Consider the following 16,624-nt stretch of genomic DNA (forward strand, 5'->3'; position numbering starts at 1 on the left):
GGACGCACCCTCGGCCCTGTCCGACCGCTCGGGACCCAACCCCCGAGGGGATCGCACCACCGTAGCGCGCGCGACGAGCGGGAGTTGACGAGTCGGGAAGGGTCAGCTGCCTGCGCCTGTGCGGCCCCAGTCGGGTCCCGCAGCGGCCCACGCCCGGTCCAGGCGCTCGTATCTGCGCCGGACGAGCCGCCAGACCACCAGCCGTCTGGCGCCTTCCACCAGCCCGGCGAACGAGAGCGTCGCGCCGATCCCCGCGAGGACGGCGTGCGCCCGGGCCGTCGCGAGATCCATCGGCCGAGTCACCAGGCGGCCGGACCGGTCGGTCCAGACGGTGAACGTGTCGCCGGGCCGCATGGTGCGCAGCACGGTGGACACCGTGCCGGTGTGCCGACTGCCGTCCATCGCCGTCCACTTCGCGAGGATCGGACGGCGCTTCTCCCGTGCGGCGGAGGATTCCGGATCGTACGCCGAGGGCTTGGGCTCCGCTGCCCCTCTCAGCACCGTCGCGGTGACCGGATGACGCTGCTGGCGCTGGATCCGTACCGACTGGCGCAGCGACTCGTCGGTCAGGCTGCCGCTCAGCCAGCCGAACGCCGGAGCCGCGGTCACCAGGAGCACAGCGGCGACAAGCGCAACCCACGCTTCCAAGAGATCGGTCGCACGGCGCAGAGGATTGTGGCGCCAGCGCCAGACTCCCGCGGCTGCTCGCACTTCCCGCACCCCCTTCCCCGTCCCGTAATAGCCCTGTACGGCACGGCACATGCGCGGGTAGCACGAAGAGAGAGCAAAGTCACCCCTGCCACCCGCCCGCGTCGTTCCCCCGCGAACTGTCCAACGCATCCGCGGCCACGCAGGGTTCCCGAGGGGCAGCAGTAACGCTTGAGGACGGGTGGAGTCAGGAGGGGCCAGTACCCCTGCCCTGGTACGGGCTAGTACCCCCTGCCCTGGTACGGGCGGTTGTACGGGTCCTCGTAAGGAGCGGGCGCCGGCGCGGGGCGGGCGGCCGCCGGACGCATCGCCTCGTAGCCGGTGGCCACCGGACGCTGCTGCGGCATGGGCTGGGGGCCCGGGTACCCACGCGGGACGGAGGCCCCTTGCTGGGGGATGTACGGCGCGGGCGCATGCTGCAGCGGGACGGGCTGCTGCATCTGCTGCGGGTAGCCGTAGCCGTAGGCGGGAGACGGTGTGGGTGCTGCCGGCAGGGCGGGCAGCGCCGCGGGGAGCGCCGGCAGGTAGCTGTTGGCGGTGTAGCTGCTGCCGGTGTCGTACGCGGAAGGCACTCGGATCGGGGCGATCTGAGGCGTGCCCCGCTCCGCGACCAGGGAGTCGTAGATGGGGGTGTCGGGGAACGACGGAGCGGAGTAGTAACCGCCGCCGTAGGTGGCGCGGGGGGACGTCATGGCACATAAGTTAAGCCCACGATGAGCTGGTTGGGGAGCCCGATAAGAGGGTTGTTTCGGTAGATGCGAGTGACGGCGGATCCCCAATGCGAGCGAATCTGGGAAAAACGGTCGCCGGGCAGCGCATCGATCCTGTAAAGGGCAAGCTGAGAGCGGGTTACCCACGGGTCGGCCCGGGCAGCTGAGGCGCCTGGGGCGTTAGGTTGGCGGCAGATGAACTTTCGGGCACCCCGACTCGCGATGGGGGCGAGCATGTCCATGCTAAAAGGAGCCAATATTCCAGTGCCGGCGCAGCAGGTGCGCGTCGAACTGGGCTGGCGTTCAGGGCCCGGCGTGCCGGACGTCGATGCCTCGGCGCTCCTCCTCGCGTCGGGAAGGGTCCGCTCGGACGCGGACTTCGTCTTCTACAACCAGCCGGCGCACGCCTCGGGAGCCGTACGCCACGAGGGGAAGCGGACCGCGCCGGACGGTGTGAGTGACCAGGTGTGGGTCGACCTCGCGCGCGTGGAGCCCGGGATCGAGAGGATCGTGCTGGCTGCTTCGGCCGACGGCGGCAGCTTCGGGCAGGTGCCCGGGCTCCATATCAAGGTGCTTGACGCGGTCTCGGGCACGGAGATTGCGCGGTACGACAGCCAGGACGCGACGGTCGAGACCGCCTTTGTGCTGGGCGAGCTGTACCGGCGGCAGGGCGCCTGGAAGTTCCGCGCGGTGGGGCAGGGCTACAGCAGTGGACTCGAGGGCCTGGCGACGGACTTCGGCATCACGGTCGACGAGCCGCAGCGGGCCCCGGCCCCGGCTCCTGCCCCGGTAGCGCCGTCTGCCCCTGTCCCGCCCGCTGCGGTGACGCCGCCTGCGCCCGTGGCACCTCCGGTGACTGCCCCGCCTCCGCCCGCGACGCCGCCGTCCACTCCCGTACGGCTCACCAAGGTGACGCTGACGAAGGACACCCCGTCCGTCTCGCTCAGCAAGCAGGGCGGCACCTCGGGTGCCATGCGCGTCAACCTCAGCTGGCAGGTGCGCAAGCAGTTCCAGGGCTGGGGCGCCAAGCTGGGCCGCGCCGTCGCCATGCACGGCGACCTCGACCTCGATCTGTGCGCCCTGTACGAACTCACCGACGGGCGCAAGGGCGTGGTCCAGGCCCTCGGCAATGCCTTCGGCGCGCTCCATCAGCCCCCGTACATCCATCTCGACGGCGACGACCGCACCGGCGGCACATCCGGCGAGAACCTCACCATCAATCTGGACCACAAGGACCGGCTCCGCCGAGTCGTCATCTTTGTGACCATCTATGAAGGCGCGCGCAGCTTCGCCGATCTGGACGCGACGGTGACGCTCCAGCCGCAGCACGGCGCACCGATCGACTTCTCGCTCGGCGAGTGCACCGTGCCGTCGACCGTCTGCGCGCTGGCGCTGATCACCAACACCGGCTCGGATCTCGTGGTGCAGCGGGAGGCCCGCTTCCTGGTCCCGGAGCGCGGCGTGAGCCCGCAGCGCACCATCGACTACACCTACGGCTGGGGCATGAACTGGACGCCCGGCAGGAAGTAACCCTCGTTGGGCACGTCACCGATCCGGCGTGGCCTGGGGACGGGCATACGTACGCCCCTTCCAGGCCGCGCCGTGCCCGCGGTAGTGCTGCACCGCCGAGTCGACGGTCATCAGCAGATAGAGGAGCGCGGTGAAGGGCAGCAGCGGAGCGAGCAGCAGCGGCTGCCGGTAGTAGCGCAGCATCGGCAGGTACGTCCCCGTCATCACCGCCCACGCCAGGCCCCCGGCCCAGCCGGCGGCCGCGTCGTTCCCGAGCACGCCGAGGCACACGGCCACGGGCGGCGCGAGATACACCAGCGCCAGCCCCACCACGGTCCCGGCCAGCAGCAGGGGACTGTGCAGCAGTTGGGCGTACGCGCTGCGCGACACCATCCGCCACAGGTCCGCCAGCCGTGGATACGGCCGCACGCTGTCCACCCCGTCCGCCAACCCCAGCCAGATCCGGCCGCCTGAGCGCTGTACTGCCCGCGCCAGCGACACATCGTCGATCACTGCCTGCCGGATCGACTCCGGCACGCCCGCCCGCTCGGCCGCCTGCGCGCGCAACAGGACGCAGCCGCCCGCAGCGGCCGCCGTCCGCGACCCCGGGCGGTTGACCCATCGGAAGGGGTAGAGCTGCGAGAAGAAGTAGACGAATGCGGGCACGATCAGCCGCTCCCACCCGCCGGCGACCCGCAGCCGCGCCATCTGGGAGACCAGATCGAGGCCGTTGGTGCGGGCAGCGGCCACCAACTCACGCAGACTGTCGGGCGCGTGCGCGATGTCGGCGTCGGTCAGCAGCAGATACTCGGGCTCACGCTCTCTCGCGAGCGTGACGCCGTGCCGCAGCGCCCAGAGCTTTCCGGTCCAGCCGGGTTCCGGCTCGCCGGGTGAGACCACACGCAGCGGCAGCCCGCCGTGCTGTTCGGCCAGGGCCCGTGCCAGCTCGCCCGTGCCGTCCGTACTGCCGTCGTCGACCAGAACGATCTCCGCGCGGCCTGGGTAGTCCTGCGCCAGCAGCGACGGCAGGCTGAGAGGCAGCACCTCCGCCTCGTCCCGCGCGGGCACGATGACGGCGACATCCGGCCAGCTGTCGGGGGCCTCGCGGCGGGGCAGCCGCTGGTCCGTACGCCAGAAAAAGCCCTGCCCGAGCAGCAGCCACCCCCATGCGGCCAGTGATCCCACGGCGGTCCAGGCAACGACGCTCATTCGCCGCAGTCTGCCCCACCCCACCAGTACCGCAAGGGCAGTCGACTATGGTGACCGGGTGAAGATCGCGCTCATGGACTCCGGAATCGGCCTGCTCGCGGCGGCCGCCGCGGTACGTCGGCTGCGGCCGGACGCGGATCTCGTCATCTCCTCCGACCCTGACGGCATGCCCTGGGGGCCTCGTACCGCGGAGGATCTCACCCGGCGCGCGCTCGCCGCGGCGAGGGCGGCAGTCGTGCACCGGCCCGACGCGCTGATCGTCGCCTGCAACACCGCGTCGGTGCATGCGCTGCCCGCGCTGCGCGCCGAGCTGGAGCCCGCGATCCCGGTCATCGGCACGGTCCCGGCGATCAAACCGGCCGCGGCAGCCGGCGGCCCCGTCGCGATCTGGGCCACGCCCGCCACTACCGGCAGCCCGTACCAGCGCGGACTCATCCGGGAATTCGCCGACTCGGTCGCCGTCACCGAGGTGCCCTGCCCGGGGCTCGCGGACGCGGTGCAGTGGGCGGACGAGAGCGCCATCGACCGGGCGGTGGCGGCAGCGGCAGCCCTTACGCCCGGGGATGTAAGGGCCGTCGTCCTGGGCTGCACCCATTACGAACTGGTCGCCGAACGCATCCGGGCCGCGGTCGGACACCCCGTTGTCCTGCACGGCTCGGCGGATGCGGTCGCCGCGCAGGCACTACGCCGAATCGGTGAGCAGCCCGCGCCCGACGCAGCGCCCAGCAACCGCCTCACGGTGCTGCTCAGCGGCCGCGACTCCGCCCTGCCCGAGCAGGCACTCAGCTACGAAGAAGGCCTGTTGCTACAGGCAGTGACCACCGCGCACTGAGGGCATGCCACGCGGTCACTGTTTGAGTACTCTGCTAGGCATGATGGAGCACTCCGGCGACTCGGGGCACACGGCAGAGCCCCTGCCCGCCATCTGGACAGGCCGTGCGACAAACCGCATTCAGTGGTTGCTCGCCGCGGCGGGCGCGGCGTGCATCGCGCTCGCCGTCGAACTGGCCGTCGACTCGTCATGGGGCTCGGGCACCGCCCCGGTGCTGATGTCAGTGATCGGTCTCATCGCGGTGGGCCTGATGATGCTCTACGGGACCCTCGCCTTCGTCCATGTGTCGGTCAAGGTCGACAGCGACTGCGTCGAGGTGCGCTGCGGCCATATCGGCCTGCCGCGGCGGCGGATCCCGCTGTCCCATGTGGTGGATGCGGAGTTCGCACCCAAGGTGACCCCCTGCCAGTGGGGCGGCTGGGGCTATCGCTGGCGCCCGGAGCAGGGCACGGCCGTGGTCGTACGCCGCGGTGAGGGCGTGGTCGTCACGCTGGGCGACGGCAGGATCTTCACGGTGACGGTGGACGACGCGGAGGCGGCGGTGCAGGCGATCCGGGCCCGCCTGGGCCTGACGGGAGCCGGCAGGGCGGCGAAGGCGTAGGCGGCGGTCAGCCCGAGTCGCAGTCCCGCGCTCGATTGCAGCGTCACGTCGCCGAGGGCGCCGGCAATGTCGCCGGGAGGCGCGTGGTTCGCCCTGACCGCAATGGATCGCGGCTCCGCCACTCGTACAACCGCTACAGCGCGCTACTGCCCGCCTGGCGGGTCAATTGCCGGGAACCTTCCGCCACTCCCTCGCCCGCCACGCGCGCCGTCGCGAGACCCGCAAGCAGCCCCGCGCCCGCCGTCACGGGCGCGAAGCTCAGCGCGTTGCCCACGCTCGCCAGGACCGCCAGCGCCGCCAGCGCCGCGCCGGCGCTCAGGACCACCGGCGTGGAGCGCGGCGAGCGCAGCAAGCCGTAGAGCATCCAGCCGAACGCCGCCGCCAGCAGTGCCACCCCCACGACACCCTGCTCGGCCGCCTGCTGCAGCGAGGCCGAGTGCGGTTTGCCGTCCGAGCCCAGGGACTGCTGCGCCGTGGCGCTCAGCTTGCCGAAGCGATCGGGGCCCACGCCGCGTACCGGTTCCTGCTTGGCGAGAGCGACCGCGTCCTGCCACAGCGCCACCCGGTTCTGCGTCAACTGGCCCTCCAGCGAGACCGTGAGCCCGGTCGGCAGGGCGTCCTCGGCCACACCCCACGACGCGGCCACGACCAGCCCGGTGGCGAGGGCGAGGCCGCTGAGCGCGAGGGCCCGCCGGCGCATCCGTACCGCCGCGAGCGAGCAGAGAAGCACGCCGAGCGCGGCCGCGAACCCCACCACCGATCCGAGCGCCAGCGCCGTGCACGCGACGGCCGGCGCAAGCAGACGCAGGCACAAACGCAGTGCGGGCGGACGAGCGGCCGAGGCGGCGCAGCAGGCCGCGCCCGCGGCGAGGACCAGCAGCGCGGCCCCCGCACCCGTGTGCCCGGGCTGGGTGGCCGCGCCCACGTTCCCACCGGGTACACCCTGCCGCGAAGCGATCGCCAGACCGAGCGCGGCGAGCGCCGTGGCCGACGCCGCGGCGACCGGCAGCAGCGTGCCGCAGATACGGCCGCAGGCGTACCCCGCGGCCACGGCGAACACCGCGAGCAGCACACCCTCGGGCCTGGCTTCCCGCCCCGCGGCGCTGATCAGCGACCACACGGCGCAACCGCTGAGGACGACGACGCCGGCAACGTCGGTCGCGCTGCCGCGCTCCTGCGCCGCGGACCGGCCGTCCGGTGCAGTCATCCCGTCGACCCCCCGACCTGTGACGGGCCCTGCCGCAACAGCCGAACCGGGTCGGGTGGCAGGGACTGGCGCACACGGTAACGGCAGAGACGGGTGTTTGTGGATGGGTTGCGCAGGAACGTTGCCTCACCCACCACCCGTGGCGAGACCGACCGGACTGCCGCGGGCACAGCATGCCGCCGTAGACTCCGGCGGGTGAGCACCACCATGACCTCCGCCGACACCACACAGGCCGCCCCCGCCGCAGGCCGTTCTCTGCTGCGCCGGCTCGTACGGCCGGGTGCCGCCGCGCTGTCCGGTGTGCTGCTCTTTCTGAGCTTCCCGCCACGGCCCCTGTGGTGGCTCGTACCGCTCGCCTTCGCACTGCTGGGCTGGACGCTGTACGGACGGCGGCTGCGGCCCGCGCTCGGTCTCGGCTATCTCACCGGTCTCGGGTTTCTGCTGCCGCTGCTCGTCTGGACCGGCGAGGAGGTCGGCCCGATTCCGTGGATCGCGCTGGCCGCCGCGGAAGCGTTCTTCGTCGCGCTCGCCTGCATGGGCATCGCCGCGGTGACCCGGCTGCCCGGGTGGCCGGTGTGGGCTGCAGCGGTCTGGATCGTGGGCGAGGCGGCCCGCGCGCGGGTGCCGTTCGGCGGCTTCCCCTGGGGCAAGATCGCCTTCGGCCAGGCGGACGGCTTCTTCCTGCCGCTCGCGGCACTCGGCGGGACGCCGCTGCTCGGTTTCGCGGTCGTGCTGTGCGGATTCGGGCTGTACGAGACGGCCCGGCGTGTCCGCACGTACCGGCGCACCGGTGAGCTGCCGCGCCGTGCGGCGGCCGCTGCGCTCCTGACCGTGCTCGTCCCGGTGACCGCGGCGCTCGCCGCGCTGCCGCTCGTCGACGACTCCGCCGAGGACGGCACCGCGACCGTCGCCGCGATCCAGGGCAATGTGCCCCGCCTGGGGCTCGACTTCAACGACCAGCGCCGCGCGGTCCTCGACAACCACGCCCGTCGCACCCTGCAGCTCGCCGCGGACGTGAAGGCGGGCAAGGTGCCCCAGCCGGACTTCGTGCTGTGGCCCGAGAACTCCTCGGATCTCGACCCGTACCGCAATCCCGACGCCCGGATCGTCATCAACGACGCGGTGAAGGCGATCGGCGTTCCGACCGTCGTCGGCGCTGTGGTCACCCCCGAAACCGGCAAGCTCCGCAACACCCTGATCGAGTGGGACCCGGCGCGCGGGCCGGTGGACACGTACGACAAGCGTCATGTGCAGCCGTTCGGCGAGTACATCCCGATGCGGCCCTTCGTACGGCTCTTCAGCTCGGACGTCGACCGGGTACGACGCGACTTCGGCCCCGGCCACAGGGTGGGTGTCTTCGACCTGGCGGGCACCAAGGTCGGCATGGTCACCTGCTTCGAGGCGGCCTTCGACGACGCGGCGCGGGCCACGGTCACGCACGGCGCCCAGCTGATCTCCGTACCCAGCAACAACGCCACGTTCGGGCGCAGCGAAATGACGTATCAGCAGCTGGCGATGTCGCGGGTGCGGGCCGTCGAGCACGGGCGTTCCGTCGTCGTCCCTGTCACCAGCGGCGTCAGCGCGGTCATCATGCCGGACGGGAAGATCGTCCAGCGGACCAGGATGTTCACGCCCGACGCGCTGGTCGCGAAGGTGCCGCTGCGCTCCTCGCTCACTTTGGCGACCCGGATGGGGACCTGGCCGGAGCGGGCCCTGGTGCTGGTGGCGCTGGGCGGCCTGGGCTGGGTCCTGGTCCCGGCGGCCCGGGCCCGGCAGGCACGGAAGGCGACGCAGGGCTCGGCGGAAGCCGGTTAGGGTCGAGCGCATGCCAACCCCTGACTTCATCCGCGAGCTCCGGGCCACCGCCGGCCATCAGCTGCTCCTGCTGCCGGGCGTCAGCGCGGTCGTGTTCGACGACGAGGGCCGGGTGCTGCTGGGGAGACGTGCCGACACCGGCAAGTGGTCGATCATCGGCGGGATTCCGGAGCCGGGGGAACAGCCGGCCGTCGCCGCGGTGCGCGAGGTGTACGAGGAGACCGCGGTGCGCTGTGTCGCGGACCGGGTCGTGCTCGTCCAGGCGCTGCGCAAGCCGGTCACTTACCCCAACGGCGACCGCTGCCAGTACATGGACATCACCTTCCGCTGCCGCGCCGTGGGCGGAGAGGCGCGTGTCAACGACGACGAGTCGCTGGAGGTGGGCTGGTTCGCCGCGGACGCGCTGCCGGAGCTCAAGGAGTTCGCCCTGTTCCGGATCAAGCAAGCCCTTACCGAGGGGCCGGCATGGTTCCAACCCACCATTGAGCAGTGAAGTGTGGGTGGTGACCACATCGGTTGGGGGATGATCGCTGCCTAGGGTGCGAAGCATGACCGTGCCCACCACATCAGGTCCCGCACCCCATCACCACTCCCGTACGGTCGATCTCGACCTCGGCGGCCGTACGGCACTTGTCACCGGCGCGGCGGGCGGCATCGGCCGCGCCTGTGCGCTGCGGCTCGCGGCCGCCGGGGCCAAGGTCAGGGCCGTCGACCGGGACGCCGAAGGTCTCGACGCCCTCGCCGCGCACACCGCGCAACTGGCCGGCGCGGTCGAACCGCAGATCCTGGACCTCACCGATCTCGATGCGGCGGAGGCCGCTGCCGCCGGCGCGGACATTCTCGTCAACAACGCCGGACTGCAACTGGTACGGCCCATCGAGGAGTTCCCGCCGGACGTCTTCCACACGGTGCTCACCGTGATGCTGGAAGCACCGTTCAGGCTGATCAGGGGAGCGCTGCCGCACATGTACGCGCAGGGGTGGGGCCGTATCGTCAACATCTCCTCCGTGCATGGGCTGCGCGCCTCTGCCTTCAAGTCCGCCTATGTGTCCGCCAAACACGGCCTTGAGGGGCTTTCCAAAACCGCGGCCCTGGAGGGCGCGCCGCACGGGGTGACGTCGGTCTGTGTCAATCCCGGTTATGTGCGTACGCCATTGGTCGAGAAGCAGATCGCCGATCAGGCGGCGGCCCATTCGGTGGCCGAGGAGCGCGTACTGGCCGACGTGCTGCTCAGGGACTCCGCGATCAAGCGGCTGATCGAGCCCGAGGAGGTCGCCGAAGCGGTGGTGTATCTGTGTACCCCGCAGGCATCGTTCATCACCGGCACTTCGCTCACCCTCGACGGCGGCTGGACGGCCCACTGACGTTCCCGCTGTCCCAAGGCGGCCGGCGGCGGGTGACACCGTTGTCCACATAGGCTTCGTCGTCCACAGGTCTGGTGCGACCACCCGTACGGCAGGTAATCCTGTGTCCATGTCCCACGATCAAGCCTCCTACCTGGAGCTCCTCGCACGCGGTGCCGCCGCTGAGGCGTACGACCGGCCGGTGCTGCTCGCCCGTGCGAGCGGCGCTGGACCGGACGAGCTCGCCGACCTCGAGCAGGCCAAGCAGCTCGCGCTGCGGGTCCGCGCCGAGCTGGAGGGACGGCGCCGGCGTGAGGCCGAGCTGTCCGCGCTGTTCGAGACCGCACACGACCTGGCGGGCCTGCGGGATCTCGACGCCGTGCTGCGGGCGATCGTGCAGCGAGCCCGCTCGCTGCTCGGCACCGAGGTCGCGTATCTGAGCCTGAACGACCCGTCGGCGGGTGACACCTATATGCGCGTCACCGAAGGATCCGTGTCGGCGCGCTTCCAGCAGCTGCGGCTCGGCATGGGCGAGGGGCTCGGCGGGCTCGTCGCCCAGACCGCCCGGCCCTATGTCACCGACAGCTATTTCGACGACGCCCGCTTCGAGCACACCAGGGCGATCGACACGGCAGTAAAGGACGAGGGGCTGGTCGCGATCCTCGGGGTGCCGCTGATGCTCGGCAGCCAGGTGATCGGCGTGCTCTTCGCCGCGGACCGCCGGGCGAGAGTCTTCGAACGCGAACAGGTCGCGCTGCTTGGCTCCTTCGCCGCCCATGCCGCCGTCGCCATCGACACGGCGAACCTGCTGGCGGAGACCCGCTCGGCACTCGCCGAGCTGGAGCGGGCCAACGAGATCATCCGCGACCACAGCGGCGTCATCGAACGTGCCTCGGAGGTCCACGACCGGCTGACCAAAGTGGTCCTGCGCGGCGGCGGCGTCCATGATGTGGCCGCCGCGCTCTCCGAAGTCCTGGACGGCACGGTCGAGTTCACGGACGAGGACCTGGACGCGACCGGCGCAGACGGCCGTGCGGTGCGCCACGGGGACGACTGGGTGGCGGCGGTCTCGGCAGGCGGTGAACTGCTGGGCGCCCTGGTGCTCCGCGGCCATCGTGACCTCGACCCCGTCGACCAGCGCACCCTGGAGCGGGCCGCCATGGTCACCTCGCTGCTGCTGCTCGCCCGGCGCTCGGCCCACGACGCCGAACAGCGCGTACGAGGCGAGCTGCTGGACGACCTCCTCGACGCCGCGGACCGGGACCCCCGGCTGCTGCGCGAACGGGCGGCGCGGCTCCATGCCGATCTCGACGTCCCGCATGTGGTGCTGGCGGCCCGGACCGACGCCCCCGGCACGGACACGGCGGGTCGGGGCACCTCCGACCGACTGAGCGCAGACCAACAGGGCGCAGACCGGCAGACCGTGGACCGTCAGCGCCTGTGGTCCGCCGCCTCGCACCTGGCCGCCACCCGCTCGGGCCTTGCGGCGGCCCGCGACGGCGGTGCGGTGCTGTTGCTGCCGCTCGGCCCCGACGACAGCGCGTCCGACCTCGCGCGCCAGACCGCGAAACAACTGGGCGGCACGCTCAGGGAGTCGGTCACCGTCGGAGCGTCCTCCCCGGTCGCCGCGCCCGCCGGTGATCCGAGCCCTATAGCGGGTGCGTACGCACAGGCGCACCGCTGCCTCGACGCCCTGCGCCTACTCGGCCGGGCGGGGCAGGGAGCTGCCGCACAGGATCTGGGCTTCCTCGGCCTGCTGCTGGCCGACCCCGGCGACATCGACGGCTTCGTACAGCGCACGATGGGCCAGGTTGTCGAGTACGACCGGCGGCGCGGCACCGACCTGGTCGGCACGCTCGACGCGTACTTCGCGAGCGGCATGAGCCCCGCCCGTACGAAGGACGATCTGCATGTCCATGTGAACACGGTGGCTCAGCGCCTGGAACGAATAGGCCGCCTGCTCGGCCCCGACTGGCAGTCGCCGGCGAGGGCGCTCGAGATCCAACTGGCGCTGCGGCTGCTCGCGATGACTTCGGCCGTCTCCCGCTGACACACCACCGCGCGGACCCCTTTCGGGAGGTCCGCGCGGCAGATGCGAGCCCTGCTCTGCCCGTCGGCAGTCCGCGTCGCCCGTCAGGCAGTCCGCACATCCGCAGTGCGCGCCGCAGACGCATCGTCCACCGGCTCCACCTCGACTGCGGCGAGATCCCGGTGCCGGGTCTCCCGGGCGCAGCCGATGGCCACAACGGTGAGCAGAGCTGCGGCGATGACGTACAGGGCGATCGGGGTCGACGAGTCGTAGTCGGCGAGCAGCGCCGTAGCGATCAACGGCGCGGGGGCCCCTGCCGCGACCGAGGAGAACTGCGCGCCGATGGACGCCCCGGAGTACCGCATGCGCGTCGCGAACATCTCGGAGAAGAACGCGGCCTGCGGCGCATACATCGCCCCGTGCAGCACAAGCCCCACCGTGACGGCGAGCAGCAGACTGCCGAAGCTGCCGGTGTCGATGAGCGCGAAGAAGGGGAACATCCAGGCGCCGACGCCGATCGCGCCGATGAGATACACGGGCCTGCGCCCGATCCGGTCCGACAGCGCGCCCCAGGCCGGGATCACGGCGAAGTGCACGGCCGAGGCGATGAGTACGGCATTGAGCGCAGTCTGCTTGCTCATCTGAACCGCGGTCGTCGCGTACACAAGGATGAAGGCGGTGATGACGTAGTAGCTGATGTTCTCCGCCATCCGCGCGCCCATCGCCACCAGGACATCGCGCCAGTGGTGACGCATCACGGCGACGAGCGGCATCTTCTCGGCCTGCCGGCCGACGGCGGCCTTGCGCGCCTCGGCCTGCGCCAGCGCGGCCTTGAAGACCGGCGACTCATCGACAGAGAGACGAATCCACAAACCGACGACGACCAGCACACCGGAGAGCAGGAACGGTATGCGCCAGCCCCATGAGGTGAAGGCGGCATCCGACAGCAACGCCGTCAGCACGGAGAGCACCCCGGTGGCAAGCAACTGCCCTGCGGGTGCCCCGGTCTGGGGCCACGAGGCCCAGAACCCGCGCCGCCTCGCGTCCCCGTGCTCCGACACAAGCAGCACGGCCCCGCCCCACTCACCTCCGAGCGCGAAGCCCTGCACCAGCCGCAGAACGGTGAGCAGCACGGGCGCGGCGGACCCGACGGTGGCATGTGTCGGCAACAGCCCGATCGCGAAGGTCGCCCCGCCCATCAGCAGCAGACTGAGCACCAGCAGCTTCTTGCGGCCGAGCCGGTCGCCGTAGTGCCCGAAGACGAGAGCCCCAAGAGGCCGCGCGGCGAACCCGACGGCGTAGGTGAGGAAGGAGAGGAGAGTTCCGACGAGCGGGTCGGAGCCGGGGAAGAACAGCTTGTTGAAGACCAGCGCGGCGGCCGATCCGTAGAGGAAGAAGTCGTACCACTCGATGGTGGTGCCGATGAGGCTCGCGGCGACGATGCGCTTGAGTGAACTGGGAGCTGGTGGAGAGGTTGCGGGGGCGGCCATGGACACCACTTCCGGACAGTTGGCGGGGACGATTGCGTGTCGCCACACCGTAGGAAGACGCAGGTCAGGGGCACATGTGGTGGGACACCACAGTTCGGAGGGTCAGTGTGCGCGCGACCACCATGCCGCACAGCCGACATCAGGAAGCGAAGGAGCTCCTCTTCGATCTGCGTGAGGCGATGCGCCGCGACCCGGTAGTCCGCGGTCCGGCCTGAGGGGACGAGAATCCAGGGTCGTCATGACGGCCGGCGCTGACTGTCCGGGTCCAGGACAGTGGGAACGCCCGGTCCACCGCCGGGCAGGCGCTGCGCGACCGGGTGAATGTCTGGTACTTCCCGGTTCTGGTGAACCGTCGCGTGCCAGACTGGCGTAGGGGGGAAGCGGCACCGGAGACGCGGGGGCGTCGCGTCTGATTCCCGGATCGCCGCGCGCAATGTGCATGTGCTCGGGAGGATCGTCGAAACATCAGCGGTGGCCCGGTTGCTCCGTGACACGGCATCAGGGCGTGGCGGTGCGCTGTTCATCATAGGAGAACCAGGGCTGGGACGGACCACCCTGCTCCGCAGCTTCCTCACCCTCGACGCCACCTTCCGATCGGTGTACTTCGCGGGCACTGCCGCCGAATCAGGACTGTCCTATGCGGGCCTGCACCAGGTCGTCCAGGCGCACCGCTGCTCTGTGCCGCAGCTCCCCGCACCCCAGCGCGATCTGCTCGGCCACCTCTTGGCCACCGGGCGCCACCGGCCCGGGGACACCGGTCTTGCGGTCGGCGCCGCGGTCCTCGGTCTGCTCGGCGCCGCGGCCGCCCGGCGTCCTCTGCTGCTCGCGATCGACGACGCGCATCTGCTGGACGCCCCGTCCATGGAGGTGCTGCTCTTCGTCGCCCGGCGCATCGCGGGCGAGCCGATCGCCATGCTCCTCACCGCGGAACACCGATGCTCCGCCGCCACGTCCGCGATCCGCCCGGCCGTCACCGGCGTACCGGAGCTGCGGCTGGGACCGCTGGACCCGGCCGACGCGCGGACCCTGCTCCAGCAGTCCGCCCCGCATCCGCTCCGGCGTTACGTCGCCGAGCGGCTGCTCGCTGTCGCGGAGGGCAATCCGCTCGCACTCACCGAACTGCCGCTCGCCCTCACGCCGGGCCAGTGTGCGGGAAACATGCCGCTCGACGACCCGCTCACCCCCGGTGAGCGGCTGCGCGACTCCCATCTGCCGACGCTTGCCCGGCTCCCTGCCACCGCCCGCGACGCCCTGCTCGTGCCCGCCGCGGCCGGCGACGGCCCCAGCGGCGACGTGCAGCGCGCACTGGCGCTGCTCGGCCTTGAGCCCGACGCGCTACTGCCCGCCGAAGAGGACGGCGTCCTCGAACTGCGCCGGGGGCGGCTGGTCTTCGCCGACCGGCGGCTGCGCCTGGTCGCGTACCACGACGCCTGTACATCGCGGCGGCGCGCGGTCCACCGGGCGCTCGCGCAGGTCCTGCACGGCACGGCCGCTGCACGCCACCTGGCCGCCGCACACATCGGTCCGAGCCCGGCCGTGGCGCGGGCCATTGAGGCGGCGGCGAGCGCGGAGGCGGACCCGGACGCGTGCGCCGAACTGTACGAGCGCGCCGCGGGTTTCGCCGACGATGACGACGACGCGGCCCGGCTGCTGGGCCTGGCAGCGGGCTGCCGGCAGCGGGCCGGAGCCGCGGAGCACGTACCGGTGCTGTTGGGAAAGGCGATGGCGCTCGCCCGCGAGCCGGCGCTGCGCCAGGAACTGGGCGTCATCCGGGCACGCCAGCGCGGTGCGACCGGGCACCCGCGGACCGCGCACCGGGTGCTGCGCGATGCGGCCGGGCGGCTGGCGGGGGAGCCCACCCGGGCGGCCGAACTGCTGCTGGAGGCGGCCGATTCCGCGGTCCGCGCGGCGGACAGCCGTGCCGCACTGGGCAGTGCGTGGCAGGCGTACCGGCTCACCCGGCTGTGCGGCGGGGACCTGGCGGAGGCCGCGGCCGTCCATCTCGCGCAGGTCTTGGCCCTGCGGGGAGAACGCGCGCAGGCCGGCGAACTGCTGTTGGCGCAGAAGGCCGGCGAGGCGGCAAGGACGCTGGTGGGGCGGGCGGAAGTGCTGGGCTGGCTGGAGGAGTACGAGGCGGCCTGTGTGCTGCTGGACCGGGTACTGGGGGAGCAGCCCGGCGCCGAGCGAGGGGCGTGTGTGGCGCTGCGCGCCGCCGCGCTCGGCTGCCGGGCCTGGATCCGGCTGTGGACCGGGGACTGGCGCGGCGCCCGCTCTGACGCGATGGAAGCGGTGGAGTGCGCGGCGCGTCGGATGGAGACCGCTGCGCTGGCCCAGGGGCTGGTCGCGCTGGGGCGGCTCGAGGCCGCGCAGGGCCGGGTCACGGAGTGCGGAGCGGTGCTGGCCCGTGCCGCCGGAGTGGCGCGGGCGCACGGCCTCGAACTCGTCATGGGCCAGGTCGCGGTGGCCGAGGGCCTGTTGGCGCTCGGCGCGGGCAAGTACGAGGAGGCGGTGGCCGGTTACGAGCGGGCCGGTGCCCTGGCGCGTAGCTCGGGAATCGAGGACCCGTCGGTGGCCCCGTGGGCGGCGAACCTGATCGAGGCGTACGTACGCAGCGGGCGGATCGGGGAGGCGGCGGGTGAGTACGCCCGCTTCGACGCCGAAATGCGGCGCTCGGGCCCCTCCTGGGCGCTTGCGGTAAGCGCCCGCTGCCGCGCCTTGCTGCTGGAGGCCGACGGTCACGGCACGCCCGGTGCCGTCGATGCGGCCTTCCATGAGGCTCTGGAATGGCATGCGCGTGGTGCCGTCGTCTTCGAGCGGGCGCGGACCGTGTTCTGCCACGGGCAGTGGCTGCGCCGTACAGGACGCACCCCACAGGCGCGAGACGCCCTGGAGGAGGCGCTGTCGGCCTTCGGGGCGCTTGGCGCCGTCCCGTGGGAGGAGGCGGTCCGCAGCGAGTTGCGCGCGGCGGGTGGGCGCGCCGCCCGGACGGCCTGCGGACAGCTCACCGAGCAGGAGAGCCGTATCGCCGCGCTGGTGGCGGGCGGTGCCACCAACAAGGAGGCGGCGGCGGCGCTTTTCCTCAGTCCGAAGACGGTGGAGTTTCATCTCGGCAATGTGTACCGGAAGTTGGGGGTGCGGTCACGCAGTGAACTGGCACGCCGGGGGCTTTGA

At 71.9% G+C, this 16,624-nt stretch carries 13 protein-coding genes; 8 read left to right on the top strand and 5 right to left on the bottom strand.

The features are described 5' to 3' along the window. Positions 1-102 precede the first annotated feature (102 nt). Positions 103-711 carry a hypothetical protein gene (locus OG729_RS34835; protein ID WP_405809921.1) on the bottom strand — a complete coding sequence of 203 codons (609 nt, stop codon included), beginning with the start codon at positions 709-711 and terminating at the stop codon, positions 103-105. 218 nt (positions 712-929) lie between these two features. Continuing rightward, positions 930-1,400 (bottom strand): DUF6643 family protein, encoded by a 471-nt coding sequence (locus OG729_RS34840; RefSeq protein WP_360875625.1) that lies wholly within the window; start codon positions 1,398-1,400, stop codon positions 930-932. Positions 1,401-1,640: 240 nt separating this feature from the next. On the opposite strand from OG729_RS34840, the gene OG729_RS34845 reads away from it, so the two are divergent. Then, positions 1,641-2,948 (top strand): TerD family protein, encoded by a 1,308-nt coding sequence (locus tag OG729_RS34845; RefSeq protein ID WP_405811385.1) that lies wholly within the window; start codon positions 1,641-1,643, stop codon positions 2,946-2,948. 15 nt (positions 2,949-2,963) lie between these two features. Here OG729_RS34845 and OG729_RS34850 read toward each other — a convergent pair whose 3' ends face one another. Further along, positions 2,964-4,136 (bottom strand): glycosyltransferase, encoded by a 1,173-nt coding sequence (locus tag OG729_RS34850; protein ID WP_405809922.1) that lies wholly within the window; start codon positions 4,134-4,136, stop codon positions 2,964-2,966. A 58-nt stretch (positions 4,137-4,194) separates the two neighbouring features. On the opposite strand from OG729_RS34850, the gene OG729_RS34855 reads away from it, so the two are divergent. Both OG729_RS34855 and OG729_RS34860 read left to right on the top strand, forming a co-directional pair. After that, positions 4,195-4,968, top strand: a complete 774-nt coding sequence (locus tag OG729_RS34855) for an aspartate/glutamate racemase family protein (RefSeq protein WP_360875619.1) — start codon at positions 4,195-4,197, stop codon at positions 4,966-4,968. Between the two features lie 40 nt (positions 4,969-5,008). Then, positions 5,009-5,569: a hypothetical protein gene (locus tag OG729_RS34860; protein ID WP_360875617.1), complete on the top strand. Its 561-nt coding sequence runs from the start codon at positions 5,009-5,011 to the stop codon at positions 5,567-5,569. A 133-nt stretch (positions 5,570-5,702) separates the two neighbouring features. On the opposite strand, the gene OG729_RS34865 is transcribed toward OG729_RS34860, so the two are convergent. Further along, entirely contained in the window at positions 5,703-6,776 is a 1,074-nt protein-coding gene (locus OG729_RS34865) for an O-antigen ligase family protein (RefSeq protein ID WP_360875615.1), read from the bottom strand. Positions 6,777-6,971: 195 nt separating this feature from the next. On the opposite strand from OG729_RS34865, the gene lnt reads away from it, so the two are divergent. The 4 genes from lnt to OG729_RS34885 all read left to right on the top strand — a co-directional run bounded on the left by lnt (position 6,972) and on the right by OG729_RS34885 (position 11,984). Continuing rightward, positions 6,972-8,591, top strand: coding sequence for an apolipoprotein N-acyltransferase (gene lnt / locus OG729_RS34870; RefSeq protein ID WP_405809924.1), 1,620 nt, complete (start codon positions 6,972-6,974; stop codon positions 8,589-8,591). A gap of 10 nt (positions 8,592-8,601) precedes the next feature. Beyond that, positions 8,602-9,084, top strand: a complete 483-nt coding sequence (locus OG729_RS34875; protein WP_405809925.1) for an NUDIX hydrolase — start codon at positions 8,602-8,604, stop codon at positions 9,082-9,084. A 55-nt stretch (positions 9,085-9,139) separates the two neighbouring features. Further along, positions 9,140-9,955 carry a 3-hydroxybutyrate dehydrogenase gene (locus OG729_RS34880; RefSeq protein ID WP_360875611.1) on the top strand — a complete coding sequence of 272 codons (816 nt, stop codon included), beginning with the start codon at positions 9,140-9,142 and terminating at the stop codon, positions 9,953-9,955. A gap of 109 nt (positions 9,956-10,064) precedes the next feature. After that, positions 10,065-11,984 (top strand): helix-turn-helix domain-containing protein, encoded by a 1,920-nt coding sequence (locus tag OG729_RS34885; RefSeq protein WP_405809927.1) that lies wholly within the window; start codon positions 10,065-10,067, stop codon positions 11,982-11,984. An 83-nt stretch (positions 11,985-12,067) separates the two neighbouring features. On the opposite strand, the gene OG729_RS34890 is transcribed toward OG729_RS34885, so the two are convergent. Further along, complete coding sequence (locus OG729_RS34890) at positions 12,068-13,453, bottom strand: MFS transporter (protein WP_405809928.1); 1,386 nt, start codon at positions 13,451-13,453, stop codon at positions 12,068-12,070. Positions 13,454-13,894: 441 nt separating this feature from the next. On the opposite strand from OG729_RS34890, the gene OG729_RS34895 reads away from it, so the two are divergent. Further along, positions 13,895-16,624, top strand: a complete 2,730-nt coding sequence (locus OG729_RS34895) for a LuxR C-terminal-related transcriptional regulator (RefSeq protein ID WP_405809930.1) — start codon at positions 13,895-13,897, stop codon at positions 16,622-16,624.

The organism is Streptomyces sp. NBC_00210 (assembly GCF_045160975.1).
Classification (GTDB): Bacteria; Actinomycetota; Actinomycetes; order Streptomycetales; family Streptomycetaceae; genus Streptomyces.

Bases quoted from the DNA above. Each gene is read 5' to 3' on its own strand.
- OG729_RS34840 (WP_360875625.1), bottom strand. From the start codon at position 1,400: ATGACGTCCCCCCGCGCCACCTACGGCGGCGGTTACTACTCCGCTCCG.
- OG729_RS34845 (WP_405811385.1), top strand. From the start codon at position 1,641: ATGGGGGCGAGCATGTCCATGCTAAAAGGAGCCAATATTCCAGTGCCG.
- OG729_RS34850 (WP_405809922.1), bottom strand. From the start codon at position 4,136: ATGAGCGTCGTTGCCTGGACCGCCGTGGGATCACTGGCCGCATGGGGG.
- OG729_RS34860 (WP_360875617.1), top strand. From the start codon at position 5,009: ATGATGGAGCACTCCGGCGACTCGGGGCACACGGCAGAGCCCCTGCCC.
- OG729_RS34865 (WP_360875615.1), bottom strand. From the start codon at position 6,776: ATGACTGCACCGGACGGCCGGTCCGCGGCGCAGGAGCGCGGCAGCGCG.
- OG729_RS34875 (WP_405809925.1), top strand. From the start codon at position 8,602: ATGCCAACCCCTGACTTCATCCGCGAGCTCCGGGCCACCGCCGGCCAT.
- OG729_RS34880 (WP_360875611.1), top strand. From the start codon at position 9,140: ATGACCGTGCCCACCACATCAGGTCCCGCACCCCATCACCACTCCCGT.
- OG729_RS34885 (WP_405809927.1), top strand. From the start codon at position 10,065: ATGTCCCACGATCAAGCCTCCTACCTGGAGCTCCTCGCACGCGGTGCC.
- OG729_RS34890 (WP_405809928.1), bottom strand. From the start codon at position 13,453: ATGGCCGCCCCCGCAACCTCTCCACCAGCTCCCAGTTCACTCAAGCGC.